Below are 23,880 nucleotides of genomic sequence, written 5' to 3'. Positions count from 1 at the left end.
CTGTCCGTTTCAAATTGGTGTGTTATGCCGTTGCCCAAGTCATACAGTGCATTTACACGTCTTGTCAATTCTTTATCCGTCAGCTTTACCGCAGAAATCTCAGCCGTGTTTTCAGCGATTTTTCCGACAGCCGTTACATAATCATCAGGCAGACTGTCAGCCACCGCCTGCACCGTCTGTGCAGCGGTTTCAGCGGCTGTTCTGTCCTCTGCGACCTTAGCAGTGTTTTCCGCTACATTAGCCTTGTCGGCTGTGACCTGCGTTGCCAACGTCTGCACCGCCTGCCTGTCTGCTGCAGTGCTGTCAGCATTGGTCTTGGCGGTTTTAGCATAACCCGCAGTTACTATCTTATCAGCATCGGTCTGCTGTGCCGACACTGACGCCTGCGCTGCGGATATCTTGGCGGTGTTCTGTGCAGTGACCGCCTGCTGACGTGCGGTCTCTGCACCCTGCCTTGCAGTGTCTGCCTGTGTTGCGGACGTTTCAGCAGATGCCTGTGCTGTTTCAGCACGTTCAGCCGCCTGCGTTGCCGTGTCTGCTGACAATCCTGCGGCTGTGGCAGATTTTTTTGCGTTCTCTGCCGCTGTAGTCGCCGTTTCTGCGGCGGTGACGGCTGTCTGCATATCTGCGTGTGCCTGTCTGCCTATGGCGTCTATGCGGTCTAGTGCGTCCATAGCAACGACAGGTGACGGGATAGCCGTGTCACCGATTGCCGCACCTATTCTCAGGCGGAATATGCGTGATTTTTTCAACAGTATGTACTCCTGCCCTGACAGTTTTTTCGCACATATCTGACAGCTGACTGTCTGCGCTGAACGCAGTATATCTGCCGTAGGTGTCCACTGTCCGCCTGTGATATCGACCTCGTACTGAACACCGTCGCCGTAGTCTATCGTCATTACATAGCGGTCTGCGCCGTCTATCTCCATGCCCTCAACAGACACAGGTCTAGCATTCGTTTCACCGACATAACCCAGTAGGGCTGTGCTTAGGGCTACGTCATAATCTGTGTTTAGTGTTATTGTCATTTAATCACCCCTCTTTACTCTATTGCAATATAATCAACATAGTATGTTCCTGTTGGAACATTTACTAATGACCCGTTATTAGATCCCATGCAGACGTTCAGATAGTACGACTTTCCCGAACCACTAACGTGGGTACAGTAGTTCTGATATGGTGTTGGTGCGGCTGTCTGCCGTAGCGTTGCTATTACCTGTTTAGGTGCAAAGGTCAGTCCAAGCGGTATCTGCATCAGTGGATTCGCTTTCGTCATCTTGTATTCCACAGTGCCATAGTGTATCTTGCCGGCCCGGCTCAGTATCTCATCGATTTCCTCGCCAGCGTGTTGCATCGGATAATCGTTTTCAGTGATATCCTGCGCCAATGTCAAATTTTCATCAGCCATTATCTCGCCCCCTTAAAGCTGTTCTTCAACGCTCAGACCCACTGCCGAGATATCTGCTGAAAGTCCTCCGTCAAAGTTAAAATCAAGATTTGTTATTGGTATATCATAGCTGTCTGTGCCGTTGGTGTAGGTCACCACGTCACCTATGTCGAAACGTGGGTCACCAAGTCTGTGGTACAGCTCAGTGGTATACCACGAAAAACCTCCTATCCTGCGCCACAGAGATTGTAGCAAAGACTCTGTCATGTACGGATTTTCAAACTCTAGCACACGTCCTTGTGTTGTATCTGTCACGCCAAGCGACAGCGTTACATCTTCACCGACTTTGCAGATAATGCCCACGATAACGTTTTGTCGTTCGCTAAGAGTAGGCAGGTCTATCGTATTGTTGTCCAATGTTTTCACACTCTTGCCATACCACTTTCGGACGTACTTTCCGTACCTGTCAACATACCCAAACTCGCCCTGAGCAGAAGCCAGATAGGACAACATTTGGCGCATGGTCACGTCTTTCGGTACTGAGCTGACCTTGAAGTAAAAGTATTTTGAGTACAGCACCTTGCCGTTCTTATCTATCAACCTTCTGCCGTTCTTGTCACGCAGTAGTCGCACCTCTGTGTAATCATTTCCATTCTGCAAACCAAGCTGTCTGCATATGTCGTCTTCAACGGCTTTATTCCAGTTTGGCATAGGTATGTGTGGTACATATGGCTTGTCTGAAAAGTACAGCCTGTCCGCCATTGTCAGCTGGACACTGCCGCCCGACTTTTTCGACTTCACGCAGGTGAAACGTCCCATTGGTATCTTTTCGTCGTCAAGCACCTCTCCAAGCTTGCTTGTCTTGGTAAATGCCGAGCTGTCTTTCGTATACAAACTGAAAACATACTCATTCCCAAGATACTTAGTTCCGTCGTCAACCAGTTCCGCCGTCACACTTTGAGAACAGACAGCTCCAAGCTCTATATCATCACTCAGAGAGGTTGCTTGAATGTCCGTCTGAACGTTCTGAATGCCGTCATATGCCACAGGTTCTCCACTCTGAGCGTCCTCTATCCACATACCCCACAAGGCTTTGTAACTCTCTATCCTGCTTGTTATCTCATTGCTTGCTATGGTGTACATATGCCCTCCTAACGTTCTGCGAATGTGACAGTACAGTTCTTGTAATACTCACCCCCGTCAAGTCTGACAAGCCCCTGCGGTACATAGTCGCTTGCGTTGGCAGATATAGAATAATACTTGCCGTTGTGCCAAAACTCCAGTTCTGCAAAGTCGGGTCCGTCCTCGATAAGGGATTGTATCTCGGCCGAATCTGCGACAGGAAGCATTGTCCACTTGCAAGGCAGTTTGTATTTGCAGAACTTTCTTGCACCCACAAACAGACCTGTTGTATTCACTCGTCCTGAACCTGCCGTCCATTCGTAACAGTTTACAGGACTCCAGCTATCAGGGTCAGGGTCTGTCACCCACACGCCATTTATCTTTAGCAATGTTCCTGTCAAAATGCATTCACTCCCGTCTTACGTTTATACTGATTGTTGCTGTCCTGCATACACTTGAAAAGCACCTTGCTGTCAACTGTTCCGAAGAACACAGGGTCATAAGCTTTCAGCCAATCAAGTATAGCGTTCAGCACCCTTAACACCTCGTCAAGCCTGCCGTTATCAAGCATACCTTGCAGTTTGCTCAGAGGTGAGATTACCTCCGGGTCTGCCTTTGCGTTCCTGTTATCGCCCACCATTGCAAGGGTCGGTGCTGTCGCAAGTCCGCCTGTTGCAAGCTTTGGTATCTCAGGTATGCTTATTGTATCAAGATCAAAGCCGAAGGTTTCTCCGCCTATGCCAGGCACCCAATCAGGCACATCAAAACTCAGGCTGTTAATGCCGTCGATTATCCAGTTGACCGCACTTTCAATAGCACTGGTCATTTTGTTTACTGCACCGATAATTAGGTTTATAGGTGCTTTCACAACGCTGTAAAGCGTATCCCACACGCCTTTGAAGATCTTCTTTACGCCCTGCCAAGCCTTTTTCCAATTGCCTGTGAAAATGCTCTTGACGAACATTATAATGCCGTTGAGAATGGTCTTTACGCCTCCGAAAGCGTCTGAAAAGGTCTTTTTGAACCACTTGCCTATGCCTTTGAAAACGCCCTTGACAGCGTTAAGAAGCTTTGTGAAGATCTCCTTTATCTTTGCAATACCCTCAGATACGGCATTATACAGACCTTGTATGATATATCCGCCCATTTCAGCCATGACCTTACTAGGGCTGTGAATACCAAAACAGTTCTTGAAGCCCTCAATAAATGGTGTAAGAACATGGTCATAAAGCCAAGTGCCTATGCCCTTGAAAGCGTCAACGATACCTGTGAAAAGCCCCTCAACGATATTACCGCCACAGTTCTTAATTTTCTCCGTAAAGTAGTCACGGATACTGAAAACAGCGTCCTTGATAAAGCCCCACAGCACTGATACCGCACCGCCTATAGCTGAGCCTATGGCTTTGAAAAGCTTTGTGGCAATGCCGCTCCAATCTATTGTAGAAATGAACGTCCACAGCTTTTCACCTATGCCCTGCCAGTTTACAGTTTGCAGGAAATTTATTGCCGTATCAAGCAGACCTTTCACGCCCTCAGAAATAGTCGTTCCTGCCTTGCCCCAATCAATCTCATCAAACCAGCCGTTCACAGAAGTGCCTATGGACGAACCAAAGCCAGACCAATCAAAGGTGGTAACGAACGAATAAAGATAGTCGATGATAGCTTGCCATTTTGAAGCAAGGGTCTTGCTGATAAGCGACCAATTCGTTTTCTTTATACCGCCGTTAAGAAAATTAGCCGTACCCTTGCCGAAGCCTGCCCAATCGAACTTCTTCATAAAGCGGTATCCTGCGCCAAAAATAGTGTTTATACCGCCGCCGAAGCTGTCCCCAAGACCTGTCCAATCCACGCCGTTTATAAAGCTGTTCAGACCGTCTGTAAGCTTATCCACAAAGCCATTCAGCTTTTTCTGAATACCGTCCCAGTTGATGTATGCGAAAGCTCCGTTGACCTTTTCAGCCACAAGAGAGCCAACTCCTGCCCAATCGCCCGACTTAATGGCGTCTTTCATACGCTCCGCCCAATCAGGAAGCTGAACGTTGTCGCCGTTTATGGCTGAGTAATCAATGCCGCCCTCTGAACTGTCTGTATCGGACTTGCTCTGATCCGGTGCAACTCTTACAACGTCAAAGTCTGCAAGGTAAGTGTCCTGAGTTTTCTTTATCTTCTCCGCTGACTTCTGCGCCTGCTTTGTCGCCTGCAAGGACTTCTGATAGGTGGTGCCGAAAAGCTCAGAGATAAACGCCGCCACAGTTTTTGTCGCCGTCGCTACGCCAGTCATAAGCGTATTGAGATACGGCATAACTGTGTTCATTATCGGTGTGAAAGCTATGGTGAGGTTTGCTTTTATTTCGTTTAAGGACTTGGCAAATTCTTCGTTGCCTGAAACGGCGTTTGCAACAGCGGAACGTATTCCTTTCAGCAAAACAAGCACGCCTGCCATTAAGAACACTCTTTTTGCCGCAGATTTGAGCGAATGTGTAAACTTGCTCAGCGGTTTTGAAGTGCTGTCGATAGTTGTTTTAAGCCTGCTGAATTTGGATTTAACTGCGTCAACAGCCTTCGAGCCTGCCGAACGCATTGTCCTAAAAGCTCCTCCGAGAGTTGACTTCACCGCCTTGCCTGCAAAGCTTACGGCTGAGCCGATACCACTTTTTATCCTGCCTGCAACAGTCTTTATTTTCTGCACGGCACTTTCAGCAAAGCCTGCGATAATATCGTCCATTTTTGTTGTCTGCTCTGAAACGCTTTCGGCTGACTTGTTTGCCGTTTCCGCCGCTGTCTGACTTATCTTCGCAGAACTTGATTTAGTCTTGTCCTGCATTTTCAGAACTATCTTATCCGTTAGTTCATTGACCTCAGCTTCGACCTTTGTAGTGTCATACTCAGGGTCATAGTTCACCTGAACAGTTTTAGGCTTGATATTATCTGTCTGTCCTGCCGCTTCCTGCGCTTTTTTGCCCAGCTTATCATACTCAGCCATTGCCTTTTCAACAGCCTCCTGCATACTTTTCTGAGCGATCTCCGACGCACTGCCAAAGCCCTCGTCTATGGCTTTAGTGGTCTTATCCATAGCGTTCTCAACAGCTTTCTCTGCCTGCTCTACTGGCTTTGAAAAGCCGTTCTGTATGCTTGCAGATATCTTGTCAAGCTGCTCCTGCACCTTGTTTTTTATCACAAGGTCAAGAGATATAACACCAACGCTTGCTCCGTCTGCCATTACTTATCACCTGCCTTTCCGAACATTCCCTTGAACAGCCTTTCAAAGTATCTCGCAGTTTCAAGCTTGTCTTGCTCTGTGAACGTTTCTCTTGCTTTCTGACTTCTGAATGCCGTCCACTCTGAGCGTATCTGCTTTTCATACCTGTCGAAATTCTTTATGATGTCCTTGTTGTCCTCGCTCCTGATACGAACGATCTGACCCAGTGGTGTATCGTGCATAAGTCCTGCAACGAGCCTGTACCAATCGCTGTAATGCAGATTTTCCTGCTCTGAGGGCAGGATATTGTACTGCTTTGCAATGGACTGTATGATAAGCTCTCGGTCATAGTCAAGATCGTACCAGCTTTCTTCAAGCTTACTCTGCGTTTTCCTGCGGAAATCGAGCCTCTGTCTTTTCTGCATCCTCGCCTGTTACCGCTGAGATAGCAAGAGTGAAAAGCTGCTGATGTGCCGCCCAAGGCATATTCATTGCCTCTATCTCCTTGTAGTCCTTTGATGCGAACGCAAGCTTGAAAACCTCGTCTATCATATCAAGGTCTTTCTTTTCAGCGTTCTTGTCGCAGATGTCAAGTATCTTCTTGACAGTTTTCTGCCTGTCGTCCACAGGGTAGACCTTGTCGCCTACTCTTATCTCAGGTGTACCTGTAAGAAGCTTGCTGTCGAGTGTATACATCTTTGCCATAGTTATTATCCTTTCTGATTTTAGGTATAAGAAAAGCACTCCGCTATAAACGAAGTGCTTGACATTGTTATTTTGCTGTGATATAATGAACATAAAGAGAGGTACTGCGATAAGCGGTTTACCTCCAGTTGGTCAATTTAAATTATAACCGTCCTTTGGCAGAAGGGCGGTTATTTCTTTTTATTGCAGACATTGAGCACAAGCCCAATTATGTTTGTTATAAGTAGAAGTAAAGTTAAGACTTCCATAACGCTCATGTGTCGCTCACCTCCTTAGCCATGAGGCTTTTGGAGGATTATTTAAACCGCCTACCGTTATTTGCAGTACCCAAAGTCATTATATCACAGATAGTTTTTCTTGTCAAATATTGTTGTTTACGCTGTCGCCTCTGTAAACTCAGGCTTGCCGTCGGAAGCAAAGTCGAACGCAAGCGGCGCAACTGCTGTCGAATCTCCGCCGCCCCATTCTGTTACGCTGACAACGCCCTTGATAACAAGCTTGGCTCCGCTTGGGAAGTTCCACACAAGGGTTGTGGTCGCCGCAGCACCTGTTTTGAGTGCAAGGCTCTCAATGTAGTCATTGCCTGCGTCACCGACGTTTCTCTTGCCTGAGATACTGATAGTGATAGACTTACCAGTGAGCAAACGTCTTGTCCACCCCTGCTGATCAAAAGGCTTCCACTCCTCGATATTGCCGTCAATGGATACTGAAAAGCTCTCCATATCGGCAATAGTCACAAGATTGCCCTCTGTCGAGCCGTCGCCGCCTGTCTTGTCTATCTTGAACTGGTTTTCATATACGGGATAAACTCCTGTTGTGTTTGCCATACTCATTCATTCCTTTCATAATATACTGTTGCCTCGATAACATATTCACACACGCCTCGCTCGTCCCTGCCAACAGAAACAGGCTCTTTGCATTCGAGGTACTTTACCATAAATCCGTCAGCCTTATGCTGACGTATATCGGATAGGATATCAAGAACGCTTTGTGCCTTTATCTCTGCCTGCGTGGGAGTATCAGTCCAATGAATAAGCACCGAGATATGTTTTTCAAGTGTTTTTGTGCAGGCTTTTCCGCCTATGCAGATACGCTGCGGCTTTGAGGTCTTTGCGTTGTACACGCCTATGCACTTGTCAAGGTTGCCGTCAATAATGCCTGCATACACGTCCTGCAAGTCAAGGATATCGCTCAGCATATCCGCTATGTTAAGTAAAGTCATACGCCTGTCCTCTTTTTGAACTCTGCCACAAACTCATTCTTGGCAAGGTCCTTTTTACTGCCTGTGATATATGGTTCAAGCCAAGCCGCACCTGCGTTAGGGTTATTGCCTTTCTGAAAATGATACTCAGGGTGATAGTACAAACGTCTTGCCTGCGGAGAGCCTGTCACAAGACTTGCACCGCTTTCGTCAGCGTGGACAAAGGTCTGATTATTCTGCATATCGCCTGTATCGAACGGCATTGTCTGAGCACTCACAAGGTCTGCCCTCACCTGCTCCATAGCCACCTCAGCGGACTTCACAGCAGCGTCTTCGATAGCCTTTATCGCCTGCATATCAAGCTTTATTTCAATGCCCATTATATCAGCTCCAATCTTGTGTAATTCACCCTGCCGTCAGGGTCTTTGGCTTTCTCAGAGCCATATATCTTGTACGTCCTGCCGCCTATGACCGCATAACCCTCTATAACAGCGTTATCAGGGGCGATATCTCCGCAGAAAAGAGCCTCGCCTGACAAGGTTATAAGCTGTTTCTCTGCGGATAATTTCTGCCTTGACTTCTCAGAGTGAAAGCATTTGCCCTCAAATATGACCGTCTGCTTCTTTGAGCCGTCACGATTAAGTCCGTCCGTTCGATAGACCTTACAGGGCGTTTTGCATACCCTTTCAGGTACAAGCTGAGGAAACTTCATCACATCAGCCCCCTGTAACATAGTCCTGTCTGCATAAGCACATTGTAGACCTGACGTGTTGTGATAACGCCGTCAAGAGATACCACCTTTGACTTATCGAATGACATTGAAACTCCGCTTATGCTGTAAGCGCTCAGAGGGCTTTCTAACAGTTCCGAATTGTCATAGATGAATTTCATCTGCAAGGCTGTGGAACGCTTTATACGCTCTCTCTGAAAGTCTGTAAAGCTGTCAATGCCCTCTGCTGTTATGCGGTTGAAAGTCAGCGTGTCGATATCGCTTTCAGCTCTTTGCCGAATAGCCGAGAACTGTTCTTCGGAGATATCACACTCAGGACAGATATTGCAAAACTCAGTAGAGGTGAGGTACATATCCCTCACCCCTTACTCGCTGTACTCTGCTGTGTCAACGTCAGCGTAAATGCTGTCTATCTTTCCGTCCTTGCCGTTCGGGAAAGTGAAAACATCTGAGAACGCTCTGTTCTGATAGAGCCAGCCGTCACCCTCTGTGTGTCCGCCCGGAGCAAAGCTGTAAATGCTGTTGATCTTAGGTACTATCTTTGTGGTCTCAGGTGTTGCGATAAGCACGTTGATCTTATGTGAGCCTGCGACCTTTTCATAGTATGTATCAAGTGCAGACTTGCTAGGTGTGCCTGATACCTTAGTGTAAGAGCCGCTTGATTCGGTGTAATACTCCTTGCCGCTCACGATATCGGTATCAGCGGTCTTTAAATATCTTGCAGCGCAAGGCTCAAAGCCGCCGTCCTCAGGGTCAAAGTTGAAGCGGTCATAGAAACGCTCATCATCAATGACCTCCATGATAGGCACACCGTCAATGTCGGTCACTCTTGTTCTAAGACCAAGTCCTCCCTCTGCGATCTGTGTCATTTCTATCTTTCGCGTGAACTTGTCAGACTGCTCCAGCAGGTCCATAATTGTGGAAGTCACATACATAATGAGCGAGCCGTTAGACTTGTATCTTCTCAGCTTGCCTGCTGAAAGAAAGCCTTTGAGCTTGTCGAACACGTTACCCTTTGTGTATGATGAAGCGGCTGTTGATGAGTGATAGCCCTCAAGCTCTGCCGCTCTCTGAGCTGTCTTTGAGAAGAACAGAGCGTCCGTTTCTGGAGCAGACTGTGTTTTCTCGAATACCTCTGAGATATTCTTGATAGACGCTGATGAGTTCGTTTCGTCAACGTCAGCCTTATCCACAAGAAACTCAACGTCACGGTCGTGTGTGAGTGTGAAAGGCACGTCCGTCTGAACATACTTACCTGTGTTCCAGCCGCCGTTTCTGTTGTGGCTCTTGTAGCCTGATGTTGACATCTGTGTGAAGTGGAAAGTCTTTGCGTCAAGCCACCTAACGTTCTGTGTGATGAACGGGCTTGACAGTGTTTCCTGGATCCTTATCTCCAAGAGTTCAGGGTTCCATACTTCTGCGTAATTAAGATTTGGCATGATTCATTCCTCCTGTTTTTACTTGAATTTGTTCCAGCGTTTCAGCGCTGTTGGTTTGCTCTGAGGCTTCTTTTCATCAGTATCCGAAGATCCTGCACCGACCTTGAAACCGCCCTGCTTTTTGCCGTCGGACTTTTTGCCCTCGCCTTTCATGTCTGGATACTTCTTCACCACCGCAGAAAGGGCGGCGTTGATATCCTGCTGACTGCCGTTTCTCACATAGCTTTCAGCCACCGCAACGGCGTCCTCGATACAGTCGGGCTTGATACCAAGCTGCATAGCGGCTATCTGAGTTTTGAGTCTGAGTATTTCCTGATCTTTTTCGTCAGGTGCGTTCTCGGCATTGTCCTGCTTGTCGGACTTATCCTCGTTTGGCTGTTCCTGCTTATCTTCCGCAGGCTTGTCGGCACCCTCACCGTTCTCGTCAGCCTGACTATCGTCCGACGCAGGCTGTTCCTTGTCGGCAGAGTTCTCATCAGCCTTGTCCGCAGGCTTTTCCTCAGCCTTTGGCTCGTCCTTTTTCTCCTCGTGAGTATCGGGAGCTTTCTTCTCCTCATCATCAAGAAGTTTCTTTTTCTCGTCCATTATCTGACCTCGCTTTCTTAAATTTGTGTATGAAAAAAGCACCCGTTAAGGTGCTTGGTTCCGATATTTGATTAGTCTATTGTCTGCCAATCTTCCGACAACATATCTGCTTGACTTGCAAGCCAGCCAAGTTGTACGCCAGAAGTTCCCACAAACGCTAGTGCTTTATTGCCCATATCCTTATGGTCTACATTTGTCACAGTACCATTAGGTGATTTATAACTAACATTAGTGGCAAGCTCAACATACTGTCCTTTGCCGTTCCAGCCTTTTCTTGCTATTTTCTTACCTCTCTTTGCTTCTTCAATCGCCTGTCCGAAATTCATATTTATCCGTCCTTTCTGTTTTTGAGTATAAAAATACCGCCCGACCTTAGTCAAGCGGTTATTTGTATTATTCAATATCGATTATCGGCTCCCACCGATAATGTCCGTTGCACTCTTTGTTAGTGCAGACAAAGTAATGTGCCTTATCTGCTGTTGTATTCACAGGAACATAGTAGCCGTCATGACAAACAGGACACTCAACTTTTTCGCCTTTTTTTAACTTTGTGAGAATATCATTTTCTTCTGCCATGAACATAGCCCCCTTTTCTCCAGTTAAATTCAGGATAAACGTCTTTTACTGCTTTTATTATAGTCCGCTTTTCTGAAATTGTCAAGTAATCTCTGTTTCTTGCGTGTTTTAATTCTTGAGCCAAGCATACACACTCAGACCATTGACTTTGTGATATTCCGTATTTCCAATGCGTGCGTTCGTGAATAACGGAACGTGCTGCCCATTTGACATTCTTGCAGTTACTCAAGAATATTCTTATTTCACCATTTCTTTCATCACCTCGAACTCCGTCCGACCGCCTTTCATACGTCAACTTGATACGCTGAGGTAAACTCTCAATATCTTTTAACGTTTCTAAGCCTATCTTGCTTGTTTTTAACTCTTCAACGATCTTGTCAGCTGTTATTTCAGCATTTTCAGGCATTTCATTCTCATTGAAAATATCAATATCCTTTGCATTGTTTATTGAACCGCCATACACTTTCTCCCTAGAATAATCCCTGTGCAGAACGTCATAATGCTCGTCAATAAAAGCTTTCAGTTCCTGCTGTGCCTGCCTTACTTTCTTGCGGTAGGCTTTTGCTGTGTCAGGGTCGCAAGTGCCTGCCGCAAAGCGTTTTAGCTTGCGGACTTTCCGTTCCATTGCACGCTGTTTTTGCTCAAGCTCTCGCTGCTCTTTTATCTTCTCCGCCGGTATCGGCTCAGGTATCTGCGTTCTGCCGTGTATATACTGCGTCATTGTGTGACGGCAGTTTGGGTGGAAAAGCCCGTTCTTTACGGCATACGACAGCAGCCAAAACCACTCACCGCAGTAATTTGACTTGCCTTGAAACTCGTCCTTTTCCCCATCCCATACCGTGAACACATCATCAATGTATACTTGACCTTGCCAGGGCTCACAGGTCTTTGAACAGCCGCCATACTGCGACACAAGCACCGTATCATACCCAAGCTCTGCAAAGCGTTTCGCCGCACCCTGCAATGCCGCCCTTGTGGAAGTTGTCCGCAGAGCCATTCGCACATAGTCGGCAATGTTCACTCGCTTGCCGTCAGCGTATACGATACAGTTTATGCCCTTGTCGAGAAAATCCCTTGTGGCAAGGTCGATAGCCTCGTTAAGCGTCATAGAGCCTGTTCCCATTGCAAGCTGTACCCTATTCAAAGTCTGCCTGTAAATATCGTCTGTCATTCGCAGAGCGGCTGTTTCAGCGGTCTTTTCAAGGGTGGTGACGTCTTCCATAAGCTTTGCCATTTTCTTTTCGTTCACGCCAAAGAAATGCTTGTCGGGGATAGGTGTTATAGGCTCGTCAGAAAGCTCCTGGGCGCTCCTTTGTGCCTGCTGTTGACCCTCTTGAAACTGCTCCGTTATAAGCTGTCTTGTCTGATCGTCGATAACGTCAACGTACTCGTTCATAATGTCGAGGTTTTCACGGCGGAAGTTCTCCATATTTTTCAGCTTCTCAGCCTGCCAAGCAGACCATTCAAAGCCGTAACGCTGTTCCTCCGCCTTGTGCCTTTTGAGATTGCGTTTCAACGAAGATATGAGCCTTAGCTCTATCTCCTCAAATATCTTTGCAATGTCCTTAAAGTTAAGCAAACTCGTCACCTACCGCAGTAGGCTCACCCTCTGTAAGCCCCTTTTCCTGCATTATCCGCTTGACCTCTGCGGCTTTCCAATCTTCCTCTTTGGAGCTTCCCCACAGCTCCTCCACCTGCGTTTTGACCGACATAATACCATATGTGCTTGCCTTGCCCACAGTTTCAACTCTGCTGTCAAAGTCAGGTGCGCCATACTCGCCGAAGTCAACGGTCACTTCATAAGTTTCAGGGGCTTTGCCCTGCATATTGTCATAGGTCATAAGCACCGCAGAAACAAGCTGCGGCAGAGCCTTTTCAAGAGCCGTTGTGATAGTGTTTCGGGTGTTGCCTGTGACGTCTTTCTTCTCTCGCTGAGCGTCAGCACTCGACATCTTGCCAACGTCTATGCCCAGCGTGGCAGGTGATACAAGCCCTTGCAGACACATAAGTAGGCAATTCGTATAGCTTGCCACAAACGCTTCGTACTTGATATCAGGCTGAACTACTTCTATCTTAGGCGCCGCACCCTCTGCCGAAAGCGGTGGGTCAATGCTTATGTAACTGTTGCCAAACTGATTTGGCGCTTTAAGCTTACCGTTTGCAGGATCTCTCGGTATCATGCTTTCGGGGATATACTGCTTTACTCTGCCTGCTCTGATAGCGTCCCACCATTGTGAGATCACCTCGTCCAAAGCGTCAAAGCAATCAGACTTGCCGCCGTCAAAAATGCTCTTGCCCCTGTTCGGGTACTTTCGTGATGAAAAGAATTTCAGCGGTACAGCCATTATATAGTCGCCCTCAAACTCAGTTCGGGGCGGTATCTGTGCAAGGCAAGGCACGTTGTCCAAACCGACCTCGTGGCCGTTATCATCATACAGACGGCTCTCAATATAGCCCTTGCCGTAATGCTCTTCAAGGTGAAATCTCTTTGAGCCTGCATAATGCACAGAATGAAAAATGACCTCGTTCAGCAGACCTCGCACAAAGCTATACTCCACTTTGTCTGCTCCGATAAACTCGACTATTGGCGTATCAGAAAGCTCAGTATCCACCGATATTTTGAAAGCTCCGTCGCCGTCAACAAGTGCGGTAACGATAGCCTTGCCTGTCAGCTCTGTGAAGTCAATATGCTCGGAAATATTCTCAAAGTCAGCCTTTGCTTTGTCTCCTGTGACCTTGATATCGTCCATATCGGAATAGACAATGTATGAAAGCGTATCGGCGATTATTGCAGGCAGACCGCTGTGTATCTTGCGTATCTTTTCATTTTCAGGAACACTGCTCCAGAAAGAATTTGTGCCTAAATTAAGCTGACCAAAGAACTGCGAAAGCTCTGCGGCGTCACCACGATACCAAAGCTGTGACCTTATCACATCTGTCATAAAGCCTGTTTTCTCTGTGATAGTTATGCTGTATTCGGGTGCAGGCTGGATATCAAGCCAGTTTCTTATCATATTTTTCACCTTGCTTCCTATGCTGAATTTAGTCAATCTTCACACTTCCTATCTTGTCACGATACGGGAGCCAAGCATACTGACAGGAATTGATAAGGTGGTCGTTGCCGTCCTCAGGCTCAGCCTTATCCTCTTTCCAACTGTATATGTTAAGCTCGTCTGCGTACTCCTTGCAATGCTCAAGGATATAAAAATCACCTGCCGCCAGCCAAGCTGACTGCAAGTGTATTCGGTCGATTATTTTTGTTTTCTTGAATGCCGGGATAAAGTTATATATACTGCCTGTGAGCCGCCCGAACTTCTGACATTCAAGTATGGTCGCCTGATCTGCGCTGTCGATATACACATCTCGTGCAAAGCCCCACGTCCTGCGGTTTTTCTCCAAGAACGCCGTGAATATTTTCGGTATGTCGGAGGGCGTGAGCGGTACTTGTCTGTCACGATTGTTATACACTTCCTCATCAAGGGTAACGCACTTCCTGTCAGCCGTTATGCCCACAAAGGTGAACGCTATGGTATCAGGCGAGGACTGCGAATAAGCGGTATCAAGTCCTGCTGAGAAATACACAAAGGTGAAAGCTTTCGCCTGCTCTGCGGTAATAATATTTCGCTTTTGCAGGTCAAATACAAGACCTGTTGCACGTCCTCTCAGACCGAGTATCTTGTTCTTATACAGCTTTGTGCCTTTCGGAGCGGCAGCCATTTTCCGCTTGATATCCTCATCAGTAAGTGAAAGATTATCACGAAAAGTAAAGAACCAGTACCGCCAATTGGGTACAGGTTCTTCTGTAAGCTCTTTCATTATCTCCGCAGGCACGTCACAGGCGTATTTCTGATACGGACGTGAGCGGTTTACAAACTCTTTATACACAGGCAGAGAGGGGTCGTCAGGGTTGAGGGTCGCCATAAGGTAATCGTTACGGGTTGACATCTCACGGACAAACTCGATATCAGCGGTATTTATCTCGTCGATATACACGCAGCCGAACTGAGCGCCCAGCACCATTTCCCACTTATCCTTGTTGTCATATCCCAGAACATAGATTATCTTGCCCTCAAACTTGATATGCGGCAGTTTGTAGTCCTTATCACCGTTGCCGAAGTACCGAGCATTGGTGTGCAGGTCAAGAATGCCGTTATCCTGCTGAATGATAGTTTCCTCAGCCTTGCCCGTAGTCTTAGCGGCAATGACGTGAAGCTTCTTTCGGCTTGCCGACACCATACGCATGAACTTTATGCCTGCGCCCACAGTTGTTTTGCCGCTTGCGGTAGTCCCCTCAAGAAAATCCGCAGACACGCCCCGAACGCTGTTGATGAAGTCCATATACTTCTGCGACAGGGGAAACTTACTCGCAATGAGTTCACTCATTTAGCCCCTCACCGCCTATCTGAGCGAAAACCTCTGAAAGCTTTTCAGAGGTCTTGACCTCCGCCTGTATCTTAGCAACATACTCTCCTGTCATTTTATTGAGGGTATCGACGGCTCTGATACGGTCAGCAGGGTCATTCTTGCCGTCCTTAGCGATATCTGACAAGAGTGCCTGCCGCTCCTTAGCGGTCATTATACGCTCGTCCTGAGCTTTTTCGGACAGCACACGGATATACTCCGCAACACTAGGATTATCTAGGATTTTGCAGGCGTCAGCTTTCGCATACTTCTCGCTGTATCCTGCCTTTATAGCACTCTGAACGGTGTTGCCGCTCTGAGCATAGTATTCTGCAAATTTCTTTTGCCGTGCTGTCATGAGGGGCACCGTCCTTTCTTTATGGTATGAAAAAAGCCCCGATTTAGTGGGGCTTTGAACACTCAATATTATTAATTTTATTGGTTATATTTCGATCTATCCAAAACAACTTTTAAATCGCCAAAAATAACCGTGGTTCCGTTATTATATATTTTTGCAATGCCACATATAGCATTTGTATCTCTTCTATACAAACCCTCAGGGTCATAGTAATCCGTAGTTTCAAAAAATCTGACTATATAAGGGTCTTCATTATATTTATTCTTCATATAATTTATCATTTTGTCATAACAAAATTGATATTTTATCGAATAAAATATATTATTCTGTTGAACTTCTTGAAGGGTTAATGTATCATCAAAATCATCTACAATGCTAACCTCTTGGGCATATTTATAGCCTTCTTTATGAATTTGACTATCTAACTGCGTTATAGTTTCATTGCGTAATCCTTCCACTAATTCTTCAAGTGCTGTTTTGTTGAAGTTTGATTCTGCTAATAAATAATCTTTAAACATTCCTTTTAGCTGATCTTCGCAATTACAACATATGCAATTTCCATTCTCAAATCCATCATAAAATATTCGGCTTTTTGCCTGTTGTCCACATAAAAAACATTTTGTAGTAAGTTTATTGCTTTGATGTTCCTCCATTTTAAACGGTTTATTACCATTAAATTTGACTACCAAGTACAATCACTCCTCATAATAATATTTCTTAAATAATATCACTAATCAGAGCGAAAATCAACGAAATGCACCGAATTTCTATATACTGCATAAATAGCATTTGTATTTTTTATGCAGTATATCAAAAATTCGACATTTATGAACTTTTTACGACACAACGCAAAAGACACCCCGTTCGGAGTGTCTCTTGTGAAAATATTATAAGGAGTTTTGTAAATGTTGGAGCAGATGTTGAGCTGGCACGCTCTCGACCTGCAAATCGAAAGCCGCAGTATGGGGATACGGCTTTCAGACCCTGCCCGAACGCCCACCCTTACGAGCAGGCATTGGCAATGTAAAATTCAAGGAGTGCATTTATTTTCTGTCGGAAGCACGCCGACTCTGGTGCAAGCTTTAAGTATAGCCCTCTGAGCCTGCATACGCTGTTTTTCCTCTTATGGTAGATGAAAAACTTGGCATCAAAAAACGAAACCTCGGCTATTCCACCCGACGACGCACAGCCAAAGTGTGCAGGTTTTAAAGTTATACGATACCGATATTTTACGTTCTCGGTCTACGAACTGTATAACAGGCTTGGAGTTCCGTGTGGGAATTGCACCCACTCTGACTTTGCGGAACATACGGAGCATACGCTCCGTGGGTAAAAATTATTGGAGGATCTTTATGAAAGTCAGATAGTATTTACACTATCCTCAGTTTAAATTATAGCACACCTAAAACGAACAAAACGAACACACTTGATTATTTTTTCAAATATCTTTTGACCGCCATTCTACAGCCGTCCGCTGTACCTCCGACCTTGTGTCCTATCTGTATCCAAGTAAAGCCTTTTACAAACCTGAGTACAAATATCTTCCTCATTTGTCTATCCTCTATCCCCTTGATAAACTCCTCAATAGCCCTCTGCTCGGCTTCAAGTCGTGCCTGCTCACACAGCAATGAAAGTGTATCACCGCTTGGCAAGAAGCCGTCTATGCGTGTGCTGTGTGGTGTGTAGGACGGCGGCGTGCATACGCTGATACTGTCGGCAACGTACTTGCCCGAAAGCTCTGCCTTGATGTCCTCAATGGCTGAGGCGTTCCTGCGGTAGGCTTTCAGGCGTGGCATGGTCATTGGGTCAGCCATTAGCAACACCGTCCATTCTTGTGCCACAATTAGGGCAGTAATTTATCTCACCGTGTGGATACTGAGCTATAAAGTGAATGATTTCACAATTATTGCATCTAAGCTGATTAGGTGTGTTTGTATTCTCCCATGTTCCACGCTTGACCTCCTGCACGTCTGCGGTAGGTTGTTCATTGATTATATCAGCGATACTGCTGTTATCACCCAGAATACCCGTTATGCCTTTTTCATATATCGGCATACACGCCGCCGATAGTTCGTTAATCAGATTGTCTGCGTCAATATATCTTGACATTGTTATACCTCCTCATTATTCAAGCCAGATTTTGCTATATTCGTCGAAACTTCCAACAAGCTTATCAAACGCTCTCACTTCGGTGCTGTATTCATGCCAGCCTTTTGCGTCCGCTTTGTCATATGCCGCTTCAATGTCCTTCACAATCTGCAAATATGATGTGTTTTGGTCTTTTAAGATGTCGAAGGCAGCTTTCAAGTAGTCGTATTTGTATTGGACGTTGAGGTAAGACACTGCAAGCCCAAAGCATTGTCCACAAACGGACAGCAGCTCGTCCTTCGTAAGACGTTTAAGTCTCTTTGCGCTCTCATTTGATGCACATTTCGTGTCATATGACGAAAGTGCAAAGTAATCTTCTTCAAAGCTATCATATCCATAGCACTTGAACGGACTATTTCCGTTTAGCATTATTCCGACAAAAAAATCGTCAAAATGTTCTGACACATAGGTATCATTGACAATGTCCCTCAAACTATCACACTCATATGAAAGGTCTGAAAACATCATTTTAAATTCCTGTTCCTGTTCTTCATCTCCGTCAAGTGCGTTGAGAAGCGTATCATCATCGCCGCTGAAGTAATACTGGTATTCCTCGCAAACGGAGCTGATATCGTATAGCTGAGATGTTATTTCCTCAAAGTTTAGCTGCGATACAATCGCTTTCTTATAGCGCAGGTTTTTGGCTTTTTCAGCTTTTGTCACTCTTATCCCTCCTCAAATTCAGGACACTCAGTCACAGTATACGAGTGTATCATTCCGCCCTTTTGAGCTTCATACATCCTGTGCTGACACGTCCTCCAACCCTCGACAGGTCTGCGGTCTATGGACCATGCACAGCCTGTGAGGTATTCTCCTGTTATCTTATCCTTTGTCGGTACTGCGTGGCGGCAGTGCCAACAGAGGGTGTGGTCAGTGTGTTTCATTCTCACACCTCAACTCTTCCAGCCTACAATACACCAACGTGTTGCCACAAGTCTTGTCAGCGATCTCTGCCTGATAGAAGAACTGACCTGTCTTACTGCTCTTGCGGATAATGCACCCTGTCAATTCGTAGCAATCAGAGCCGTTGTAGCTCACCCTGCGTCCGAGACTCTTCTTTACTTCGTGTATCGTCATAGCTCCTCTATCCTCACATAAATGCCAGGTATGTCCGCCCAAAACTTCTCGCATATCTCACTCGCCACAAGCTGGTCGTCAGTCCAAAAGCCGCATAGTGTCATGCAGTCCTTGAACATCTTCTGCAGGTTGTCTGTGTCAGGCTTGCTGATCTTGTACTCTCCGTCCTTGTGCTTGCCGTCATTTGGAAATAACCACTTTGTTATCAGCCTTATCCCACAGATGTATTTTTCAGGCGGTCTGTGCCTTGCAAGGTTTGCCGTGAGCTTTTCTTTTGCCGCCTTGACATCGGGTGGGTCATAAAATATCGGCTTGCCGTTTCTTACTGCCACCTTGTGCTCCTGCGCCGTAGCCGTCGGCGGTATCATCGCCATAAAAAATTCAGTCATTGTTGTCTGCTCCTCTCATGCGGTCGGTGTGCTAGCCGCCTTATTATTTCAGAATAGATTTTCGGGCGGCTTATGCCCGAAAATATATATTATGTAATAATATACTTTTTCTTCCCTCGGGAAAAAGTCGGTATTTTGTCGATATTTTCTTCCTAAAGGAAAACACCGATATTTTCCTTACGCATACTCGATTTTTTCTTTTCCGTTTCAAAGTAAATTTTCTCGACTTTTTCCTTTCTTTCCCTCACTTCTTTAAGCCGCATTCGCCGCCATCTATCCAGAAACCACCATGCTCTTTGAGGTATGAACGCACTGTCTTTTCACCCTTTCCTATGTACTCCGCCAGCTCAGAAATGCGGCACTTGCCGTTCTCCTGCACACCGCTGAAAGCTGTTTCAATGCTCTCCTTGCGCTCCTTGCTGCGGTCTTCATTAGTCTTCTTCTTGCTGAAATTCTTTTTCCAATTCGGTGTGATGTCCTCTACCTCGCAGTCTTTAAGCACGCCCACGGTATCCTCTCTGTGAACAGGATAATCAAACCACATATTGAGGGGAGCAAATTTCGGGAACTCTCTCAGAGTACCCTCTATACGCCATGCCGTGCGGTTTCTTACCGCAAGCTTAGCCTTGTCTATGTCGGCCATCATAAGCTTGTACGAGTTCGGGTGCAGGTACTTGTGCGTTATCTCAAGCATTTTTGACGGCGTAACAAGATCGTCCTGTGAACAAAGATCATCAGTATTTCTGTAAAATCTCCTCATCCAGTTCTCACAGATACGGCAAACAGTTTCGTCCTCCTGCTGCTTGTAAAGGCTGTCTGAAATGTCAAGCTCTGAAAGGTCAAGAAGTGCATCAGGGTCACGGGCGAATACTCCTGAACCGCTGGCTCTGTCCATTGAACGCTTTCCGCCCTGCGCTCCCTTTGAGTGGTGGTGACAGTATATGACCGCACAGCCAAGCTCTGTGCATACCTTGTCGAACTGGTTGCAGAAGTGCGCCATTTGGTCTGCTGAGTTCTCGTCGCCTGTTATGACCTTGTAGATAGGGTCTATTATCACAGCAATGTAATTCTTCTTGCTTGCTCGGCGTATAAGCTTTGGCGCAAGCTTGTCCATTGGTACGCTGTGACCTCGCAAGTTCCATATGTCTATGCTACTGAGGTTTTCAGGCTCTAGGTGCATTGCGGTGTACACGTCCTTGAAACGGTGCAGACAAGATGCTCTGTCAAGCTCTAGGTTGACGTATAGTATCTTACCTTTGGTGCATTGCCAGCCAAACCACTTGACCCCCTCAGCTATCGCCACGCACATTTCGATAAGTGCATAAGACTTGCCTGCCTTTGACGGACCTGCAATGAGCATTTTGTGACCCTGTCTGAGAACGCCGTCAATAAGTGGTGGTGCAAGCTCAGGCAGGTTATCCCACTCAGCACTCAGGCTCTCAGGGTCGGGGAGATCATCATTGATACTCTCTATGTAATCTTTCCATTCTGAAAAGCTTTCTTTGCCTATGTTCTTGTCAATGATGAACTGTTTCTTGCCGTTCCTCATAACGCCTGGCATACGGCTAAGACGTGATGGATTGCGGTTTTGTTTATCTATGTCAAGACCGCTTTCCTTGCAGACCTTGTAAAGAAAATCAACACGCCTGCGGTATTCATCATAGTTGGGAGCGTCTATCTTGACGATAGCGTGAACGCTCTTTCCGCCGCTGTATACAAGCACAGCGATAGGAAGTTCAAGCTCTCTCATCACGGCGTTCTGCTGTTCTATAGGCATACTGTCGCTTTCAACAAGAGCATAGCGGTAGTCTGTTACATTCTCGTTCTTTACGCCCTTGCCGTCAAGAGGATTGAAGCGGATCCACGCTCCGGCTTCTTCCTTGTAGTCGCCAAACACCGCACCAATGTCGCCGTTACATTCGCCAAGCCTCTTGATAAGCTCCCCTGCCGTCCTGTCACAGCACCCCTTTGTGGGCAGATACTTGGTCTTGCCGTCCTTTTCTGTTTCCCACGTTTGCGTAACATAGCCCACGTTCTCTCCTGCTTCAAAGAGTGTTTCAAGATATGTGACTATCTCCTTGACAGGATCCCATTGAGCAGGCTCGGTGATCGGTATGCCCTCACCGCCGTTTACAAGGGGACTGCTTTCTTCTGCAACTATCTCGCCGTCCCAATCGTATGCCTGAAACTCATGTGGGCTGTATCCTCTTTCCTTTGCCATTTGCACGATAGTTCCTGCGGTCACAGGCTGAGCATTGCCGTTAAAGCCTTGCCACTTGTGTTCACACTCACCTCTGTGATAACGGCTGTCTGACCTCGACCAACTGTCCCAATCGTTCACGGAATAGCCCTCGTGCTTGAGAGCCATTCCCACATTGACCCATTCCTGATAATCACAGCTTGCAGGGTCTATGTATTCAAGCATTTTAATCAAATTTGTGTTATCCATTCACTTCTCCTTAGTTCTCAGGTGTGTAAGTCTTAGGGTCGATATCTCTCGGCACTCTCCAACCATTGGCAGAGATACGAGCTATCATCCTGCTTGCACTGTCAAAGCTCCAAGAGCCAACGTGCTCAAAGCCCTTGCTTTCAAGCAGCCTTATCTGCTTTGGAGTGGTAAGTCCTGCATTGCGGCGTTTTTCAAGTCGGTCAAGGATAAGCTTTGCCTTGCCTGCGTTGTCTATATCGTCAGGGAAAATGCCCAGTTTTTCAAGCTTTGCTTTCTGCTTGTCGGTAGCAGGAGCACACTCCCAGCCAAAAGCAGGAACATAAGAGGACAAGTCCTCAGCCTGTATTGACATTTCATATTGCAACGGGTCAACGAGCTTTCGCTTGCGTGTTTTCATTTCTTTGAGCTGCTTTGCCAAAGACTCTTCACGCTGTGCCACAACGTCCTCACTTGCCTGTTTTTCTGCCTCTTCGATATCTACTGCACAGCCTGCCTCATTGGCAAGGTTTTCGGTCATTTTCTCAGCGACCTCTTCATTCTGACAGATAAGGTGTGCAGGTCTGCAAAGCTCGTGGCGTTCTGTGTGCCATAGGAAATCAAGCAGCAAAAGCTCTGTCTTTCCCTCGCAGAGCCTTGTGCCTCTGCCTACCATTTGACAGTAAAGTCCACGCACTTTTGTTGGTCTTAGCACGATAACGCAGTCAACTGACGGACAGTCCCAGCCCTCTGTGAGGAGCATTGAGTTACACAGCACGTTGTATTCGCCTTTGTCGAAAGCTTCAAGTATCTCCGCTCTGTCTGTGCTTTCTCCGTTGACCTCAGCGGCGTTGAACCCTTTGCTGATAAGGATATCACGGAACTTCTGAGAGGTCTTAACAAGCGGCAGGAATACAACTGTCTTGCGTTCCTTACAGTATTTAAGCATTTCATCAGCTATCTGATAAAGATATGGGTCAAGTGCCGTGTCGATATCACTTGCCTTGAAATCTCCTGCCTGAGTTGATACTCCTGAAAGGTCAAGTTTCAGCGGTATGGTGATAGCCTTGATAGGTGAAAGATAGCCCTCTTTGATAGCCTGCGGCAGGGTGTATTCATATGCAAGGCTGTCAAACACCGAGCCTAAGTTCTTCATATCGCCCCTGTCAGGTGTAGCCGTCACACCAAGTACCTGAGCCTTTGGAAAATGGTCAAGCACTCTCTGATAGCCGTCTGAGATAGCGTGATGAGCCTCGTCAATGATAATGGTATTGAAGTAATTTTCCGAAAAGCCTTTGAGCCTTTTCTCTCGCATAAGAGTCTGAACTGAGCCTACTACCACACGATACCAAGAACCTAAACAGCTTTGCTCTGCTTTTTCGGTGGCACAGCCAAGCCCTGTTGACTTCATAAGCTTGTCCGCCGCCTGGTCGAGCAGCTCGCCCCTGTGGGCAAGGATAAGCACACGCTTACCCTGCCGCACACATTCTTCCGTAACAGCCGAGAAAAGTATTGTCTTTCCCGTTCCTGTGGGCAGAACTGCAAGGACCTTATTTATTCCCTCAGACCATTGTTCGAGTATAGCAAGCTTAGCCTCGTTTTGATATGGTCTTAAATTCATCATCAGAACGCACCGGCTTTCCAGCCACCTGTCTGAGCAGGCTGACTATACTGTGGTGTCTGCGTCTGAGCAGGCTGAACAGTAGTCACATTCTCGTCATAGGCATAGAGCTTCTTTATCTTGTTGGACTGCCTATCCTCACCGTCCTTGTTCTTGTAGTTGTCAACGTAGACGTGACACTTGCCCTTTTTGCCTGTGATAGCGTTCCAGTTCATTTTCAGCGGTTCACCGTGTTTTTTCAGACCGAGAGCCAAGAAAAGTGCTGAGAGTTTCCACTCAAACTTGTTGCAAAGGAAGAAGTTCTCTGTTATCTCCACGCTGTCCTCTGCACCCCAAATGGTGAATGTGACCTTTGCCATATTGCAGGGCGGCACTTTTGCCGACCCCTCGTGTCTTGCACGTTCGTACTTTGCAACGGTGAAGTCATAGTCACCCTCAGGGAGCAGGACAAAGTCCCCACCCTCGTTGACTATCTCATCTTCCCAGCCGTATTCCATAAAATTATCCATAGTGTTGT

Annotated in this window: 30 protein-coding genes; all 30 read right to left on the bottom strand. The window is 46.6% G+C overall.

Going from position 1 to position 23,880, the window contains the following annotated elements; all coding sequences use genetic code 11:
- On the bottom strand, positions 1 to 1,028 hold a 1,028-nt coding region (locus OCV57_RS12320), incomplete at its 3' end, for a hypothetical protein (protein WP_449555728.1).
- Between the two features lie 14 nt (positions 1,029 to 1,042).
- The gene (locus tag OCV57_RS12315; RefSeq protein ID WP_267301796.1) at positions 1,043 to 1,393 is read right to left on the bottom strand and encodes a hypothetical protein; all 351 of its coding nucleotides are present in this window, start codon (positions 1,391 to 1,393) and stop codon (positions 1,043 to 1,045) included.
- Between the two features lie 27 nt (positions 1,394 to 1,420).
- Positions 1,421 to 2,530 (bottom strand): hypothetical protein, encoded by a 1,110-nt coding sequence (locus OCV57_RS12310; RefSeq protein WP_267301795.1) that lies wholly within the window; start codon positions 2,528 to 2,530, stop codon positions 1,421 to 1,423.
- Positions 2,531 to 2,538: 8 nt separating this feature from the next.
- Complete coding sequence (locus OCV57_RS12305; RefSeq protein WP_267301794.1) at positions 2,539 to 2,910, bottom strand: hypothetical protein; 372 nt, start codon at positions 2,908 to 2,910, stop codon at positions 2,539 to 2,541.
- Positions 2,907 to 5,729 carry a hypothetical protein gene (locus OCV57_RS12300; protein WP_267301792.1) on the bottom strand — a complete coding sequence of 941 codons (2,823 nt, stop codon included), beginning with the start codon at positions 5,727 to 5,729 and terminating at the stop codon, positions 2,907 to 2,909. The genes OCV57_RS12305 and OCV57_RS12300 overlap by 4 nt, the downstream gene beginning before the upstream one ends.
- Complete coding sequence (locus OCV57_RS12295; RefSeq protein WP_267301790.1) at positions 5,729 to 6,133, bottom strand: bacteriophage Gp15 family protein; 405 nt, start codon at positions 6,131 to 6,133, stop codon at positions 5,729 to 5,731. The genes OCV57_RS12300 and OCV57_RS12295 overlap by 1 nt, the downstream gene beginning before the upstream one ends.
- Positions 6,087 to 6,413 (bottom strand): hypothetical protein, encoded by a 327-nt coding sequence (locus OCV57_RS12290; protein ID WP_267301788.1) that lies wholly within the window; start codon positions 6,411 to 6,413, stop codon positions 6,087 to 6,089. Before OCV57_RS12290 ends, OCV57_RS12295 begins: the two co-directional genes overlap by 47 nt.
- 374 nt (positions 6,414 to 6,787) lie before the next feature.
- Positions 6,788 to 7,240, bottom strand: a complete 453-nt coding sequence (locus tag OCV57_RS12285) for a phage tail tube protein (protein ID WP_118157332.1) — start codon at positions 7,238 to 7,240, stop codon at positions 6,788 to 6,790.
- Positions 7,241 to 7,242: 2 nt separating this feature from the next.
- Positions 7,243 to 7,635 (bottom strand): minor capsid protein, encoded by a 393-nt coding sequence (locus OCV57_RS12280; RefSeq protein WP_267301786.1) that lies wholly within the window; start codon positions 7,633 to 7,635, stop codon positions 7,243 to 7,245.
- Positions 7,632 to 7,994, bottom strand: a complete 363-nt coding sequence (locus OCV57_RS12275; protein ID WP_267301785.1) for a hypothetical protein — start codon at positions 7,992 to 7,994, stop codon at positions 7,632 to 7,634. Before OCV57_RS12275 ends, OCV57_RS12280 begins: the two co-directional genes overlap by 4 nt.
- Complete coding sequence (locus OCV57_RS12270; protein ID WP_117865742.1) at positions 7,994 to 8,326, bottom strand: hypothetical protein; 333 nt, start codon at positions 8,324 to 8,326, stop codon at positions 7,994 to 7,996. The genes OCV57_RS12275 and OCV57_RS12270 overlap by 1 nt, the downstream gene beginning before the upstream one ends.
- Positions 8,326 to 8,697, bottom strand: coding sequence for a head-tail connector protein (locus OCV57_RS12265; protein WP_117865743.1), 372 nt, complete (start codon positions 8,695 to 8,697; stop codon positions 8,326 to 8,328). The genes OCV57_RS12270 and OCV57_RS12265 overlap by 1 nt, the downstream gene beginning before the upstream one ends.
- 12 nt (positions 8,698 to 8,709) lie before the next feature.
- Entirely contained in the window at positions 8,710 to 9,783 is a 1,074-nt protein-coding gene (locus tag OCV57_RS12260; RefSeq protein WP_267301783.1) for a phage capsid protein, read from the bottom strand.
- Positions 9,784 to 9,801: 18 nt separating this feature from the next.
- On the bottom strand, positions 9,802 to 10,368 hold the full coding sequence (locus OCV57_RS12255; RefSeq protein ID WP_267301781.1) for a hypothetical protein: 567 nt from the start codon (positions 10,366 to 10,368) through the stop codon (positions 9,802 to 9,804).
- A 71-nt stretch (positions 10,369 to 10,439) separates the two neighbouring features.
- Positions 10,440 to 10,694: a DUF2829 domain-containing protein gene (locus tag OCV57_RS12250; RefSeq protein WP_267301780.1), complete on the bottom strand. Its 255-nt coding sequence runs from the start codon at positions 10,692 to 10,694 to the stop codon at positions 10,440 to 10,442.
- A 67-nt stretch (positions 10,695 to 10,761) separates the two neighbouring features.
- On the bottom strand, positions 10,762 to 10,944 hold the full coding sequence (locus OCV57_RS12245; RefSeq protein ID WP_267301779.1) for a hypothetical protein: 183 nt from the start codon (positions 10,942 to 10,944) through the stop codon (positions 10,762 to 10,764).
- Positions 10,928 to 12,523 (bottom strand): phage minor capsid protein, encoded by a 1,596-nt coding sequence (locus tag OCV57_RS12240; protein ID WP_267301778.1) that lies wholly within the window; start codon positions 12,521 to 12,523, stop codon positions 10,928 to 10,930. Before OCV57_RS12240 ends, OCV57_RS12245 begins: the two co-directional genes overlap by 17 nt.
- The gene (locus OCV57_RS12235; RefSeq protein WP_267301777.1) at positions 12,516 to 13,994 is read right to left on the bottom strand and encodes a phage portal protein; all 1,479 of its coding nucleotides are present in this window, start codon (positions 13,992 to 13,994) and stop codon (positions 12,516 to 12,518) included. The genes OCV57_RS12240 and OCV57_RS12235 overlap by 8 nt, the downstream gene beginning before the upstream one ends.
- Positions 13,987 to 15,327, bottom strand: a complete 1,341-nt coding sequence (locus OCV57_RS12230) for a terminase (protein WP_267301776.1) — start codon at positions 15,325 to 15,327, stop codon at positions 13,987 to 13,989. The genes OCV57_RS12235 and OCV57_RS12230 overlap by 8 nt, the downstream gene beginning before the upstream one ends.
- A complete protein-coding gene (locus OCV57_RS12225) occupies positions 15,320 to 15,703 on the bottom strand; it encodes a terminase small subunit (RefSeq protein WP_267301775.1) in 384 nt (127 codons plus the stop codon). The genes OCV57_RS12230 and OCV57_RS12225 overlap by 8 nt, the downstream gene beginning before the upstream one ends.
- Before the next feature lie 77 nt (positions 15,704 to 15,780).
- Complete coding sequence (locus tag OCV57_RS12220) at positions 15,781 to 16,392, bottom strand: hypothetical protein (protein WP_195247542.1); 612 nt, start codon at positions 16,390 to 16,392, stop codon at positions 15,781 to 15,783.
- Positions 16,393 to 17,133: 741 nt separating this feature from the next.
- The gene (locus OCV57_RS12215) at positions 17,134 to 17,517 is read right to left on the bottom strand and encodes a sigma-70 RNA polymerase sigma factor region 4 domain-containing protein (protein ID WP_267301774.1); all 384 of its coding nucleotides are present in this window, start codon (positions 17,515 to 17,517) and stop codon (positions 17,134 to 17,136) included.
- Positions 17,510 to 17,812 (bottom strand): hypothetical protein, encoded by a 303-nt coding sequence (locus tag OCV57_RS12210; RefSeq protein ID WP_267301772.1) that lies wholly within the window; start codon positions 17,810 to 17,812, stop codon positions 17,510 to 17,512. The genes OCV57_RS12215 and OCV57_RS12210 overlap by 8 nt, the downstream gene beginning before the upstream one ends.
- A 15-nt stretch (positions 17,813 to 17,827) precedes the next feature.
- The gene (locus OCV57_RS12205) at positions 17,828 to 18,514 is read right to left on the bottom strand and encodes a hypothetical protein (protein WP_267301770.1); all 687 of its coding nucleotides are present in this window, start codon (positions 18,512 to 18,514) and stop codon (positions 17,828 to 17,830) included.
- Positions 18,515 to 18,516: 2 nt separating this feature from the next.
- Positions 18,517 to 18,735 (bottom strand): hypothetical protein, encoded by a 219-nt coding sequence (locus tag OCV57_RS12200; RefSeq protein ID WP_117865679.1) that lies wholly within the window; start codon positions 18,733 to 18,735, stop codon positions 18,517 to 18,519.
- Positions 18,722 to 18,928, bottom strand: a complete 207-nt coding sequence (locus OCV57_RS12195) for a hypothetical protein (RefSeq protein ID WP_267301768.1) — start codon at positions 18,926 to 18,928, stop codon at positions 18,722 to 18,724. Before OCV57_RS12195 ends, OCV57_RS12200 begins: the two co-directional genes overlap by 14 nt.
- Complete coding sequence (locus OCV57_RS12190) at positions 18,925 to 19,317, bottom strand: RusA family crossover junction endodeoxyribonuclease (protein WP_267301766.1); 393 nt, start codon at positions 19,315 to 19,317, stop codon at positions 18,925 to 18,927. The genes OCV57_RS12195 and OCV57_RS12190 overlap by 4 nt, the downstream gene beginning before the upstream one ends.
- 244 nt (positions 19,318 to 19,561) lie before the next feature.
- A complete protein-coding gene (locus OCV57_RS12185; RefSeq protein ID WP_267301764.1) occupies positions 19,562 to 21,766 on the bottom strand; it encodes an AAA family ATPase in 2,205 nt (734 codons plus the stop codon).
- A gap of 10 nt (positions 21,767 to 21,776) precedes the next feature.
- Positions 21,777 to 23,363, bottom strand: a complete 1,587-nt coding sequence (locus tag OCV57_RS12180; RefSeq protein WP_267301797.1) for a DEAD/DEAH box helicase — start codon at positions 23,361 to 23,363, stop codon at positions 21,777 to 21,779.
- A gap of 2 nt (positions 23,364 to 23,365) precedes the next feature.
- Positions 23,366 to 23,872: a hypothetical protein gene (locus OCV57_RS12175; protein ID WP_117863498.1), complete on the bottom strand. Its 507-nt coding sequence runs from the start codon at positions 23,870 to 23,872 to the stop codon at positions 23,366 to 23,368.
- Between the last annotated feature and the right edge of the window lie 8 nt (positions 23,873 to 23,880).

This window comes from Hominimerdicola aceti (assembly GCF_025567495.1).
In the GTDB taxonomy this organism is placed as follows: Bacteria; Bacillota; Clostridia; order Oscillospirales; family Ruminococcaceae; genus Hominimerdicola; species Hominimerdicola aceti.
The sequence above is the reverse complement of the archived record's forward strand: the minus strand, read 5'-3'. Positions and strand labels throughout refer to the sequence as shown.

Excerpts from the sequence above, each read along its gene's own strand:
- OCV57_RS12310 (WP_267301795.1), bottom strand. The coding sequence starts at position 2,530 with ATGTACACCATAGCAAGCAATGAGATAACAAGCAGGATAGAGAGTTAC.
- OCV57_RS12300 (WP_267301792.1), bottom strand. The coding sequence starts at position 5,729 with ATGGCAGACGGAGCAAGCGTTGGTGTTATATCTCTTGACCTTGTGATA.
- OCV57_RS12295 (WP_267301790.1), bottom strand. The coding sequence starts at position 6,133 with ATGCAGAAAAGACAGAGGCTCGATTTCCGCAGGAAAACGCAGAGTAAG.
- OCV57_RS12290 (WP_267301788.1), bottom strand. The coding sequence starts at position 6,413 with ATGGCAAAGATGTATACACTCGACAGCAAGCTTCTTACAGGTACACCT.
- OCV57_RS12285 (WP_118157332.1), bottom strand. The coding sequence starts at position 7,240 with ATGGCAAACACAACAGGAGTTTATCCCGTATATGAAAACCAGTTCAAG.
- OCV57_RS12280 (WP_267301786.1), bottom strand. The coding sequence starts at position 7,635 with ATGACTTTACTTAACATAGCGGATATGCTGAGCGATATCCTTGACTTG.
- OCV57_RS12275 (WP_267301785.1), bottom strand. The coding sequence starts at position 7,994 with ATGGGCATTGAAATAAAGCTTGATATGCAGGCGATAAAGGCTATCGAA.
- OCV57_RS12270 (WP_117865742.1), bottom strand. The coding sequence starts at position 8,326 with ATGAAGTTTCCTCAGCTTGTACCTGAAAGGGTATGCAAAACGCCCTGT.
- OCV57_RS12265 (WP_117865743.1), bottom strand. The coding sequence starts at position 8,697 with ATGTACCTCACCTCTACTGAGTTTTGCAATATCTGTCCTGAGTGTGAT.
- OCV57_RS12260 (WP_267301783.1), bottom strand. The coding sequence starts at position 9,783 with ATGCCAAATCTTAATTACGCAGAAGTATGGAACCCTGAACTCTTGGAG.
- OCV57_RS12255 (WP_267301781.1), bottom strand. The coding sequence starts at position 10,368 with ATGGACGAGAAAAAGAAACTTCTTGATGATGAGGAGAAGAAAGCTCCC.
- OCV57_RS12250 (WP_267301780.1), bottom strand. The coding sequence starts at position 10,694 with ATGAATTTCGGACAGGCGATTGAAGAAGCAAAGAGAGGTAAGAAAATA.
- OCV57_RS12245 (WP_267301779.1), bottom strand. The coding sequence starts at position 10,944 with ATGGCAGAAGAAAATGATATTCTCACAAAGTTAAAAAAAGGCGAAAAA.
- OCV57_RS12230 (WP_267301776.1), bottom strand. The coding sequence starts at position 15,327 with ATGAGTGAACTCATTGCGAGTAAGTTTCCCCTGTCGCAGAAGTATATG.
- OCV57_RS12225 (WP_267301775.1), bottom strand. The coding sequence starts at position 15,703 with ATGACAGCACGGCAAAAGAAATTTGCAGAATACTATGCTCAGAGCGGC.
- OCV57_RS12215 (WP_267301774.1), bottom strand. The coding sequence starts at position 17,517 with ATGGCTGACCCAATGACCATGCCACGCCTGAAAGCCTACCGCAGGAAC.
- OCV57_RS12210 (WP_267301772.1), bottom strand. The coding sequence starts at position 17,812 with ATGTCAAGATATATTGACGCAGACAATCTGATTAACGAACTATCGGCG.
- OCV57_RS12200 (WP_117865679.1), bottom strand. The coding sequence starts at position 18,735 with ATGAAACACACTGACCACACCCTCTGTTGGCACTGCCGCCACGCAGTA.
- OCV57_RS12195 (WP_267301768.1), bottom strand. The coding sequence starts at position 18,928 with ATGACGATACACGAAGTAAAGAAGAGTCTCGGACGCAGGGTGAGCTAC.
- OCV57_RS12190 (WP_267301766.1), bottom strand. The coding sequence starts at position 19,317 with ATGACTGAATTTTTTATGGCGATGATACCGCCGACGGCTACGGCGCAG.
- OCV57_RS12185 (WP_267301764.1), bottom strand. The coding sequence starts at position 21,766 with ATGGATAACACAAATTTGATTAAAATGCTTGAATACATAGACCCTGCA.
- OCV57_RS12180 (WP_267301797.1), bottom strand. The coding sequence starts at position 23,363 with ATGAATTTAAGACCATATCAAAACGAGGCTAAGCTTGCTATACTCGAA.
- OCV57_RS12175 (WP_117863498.1), bottom strand. The coding sequence starts at position 23,872 with ATGGATAATTTTATGGAATACGGCTGGGAAGATGAGATAGTCAACGAG.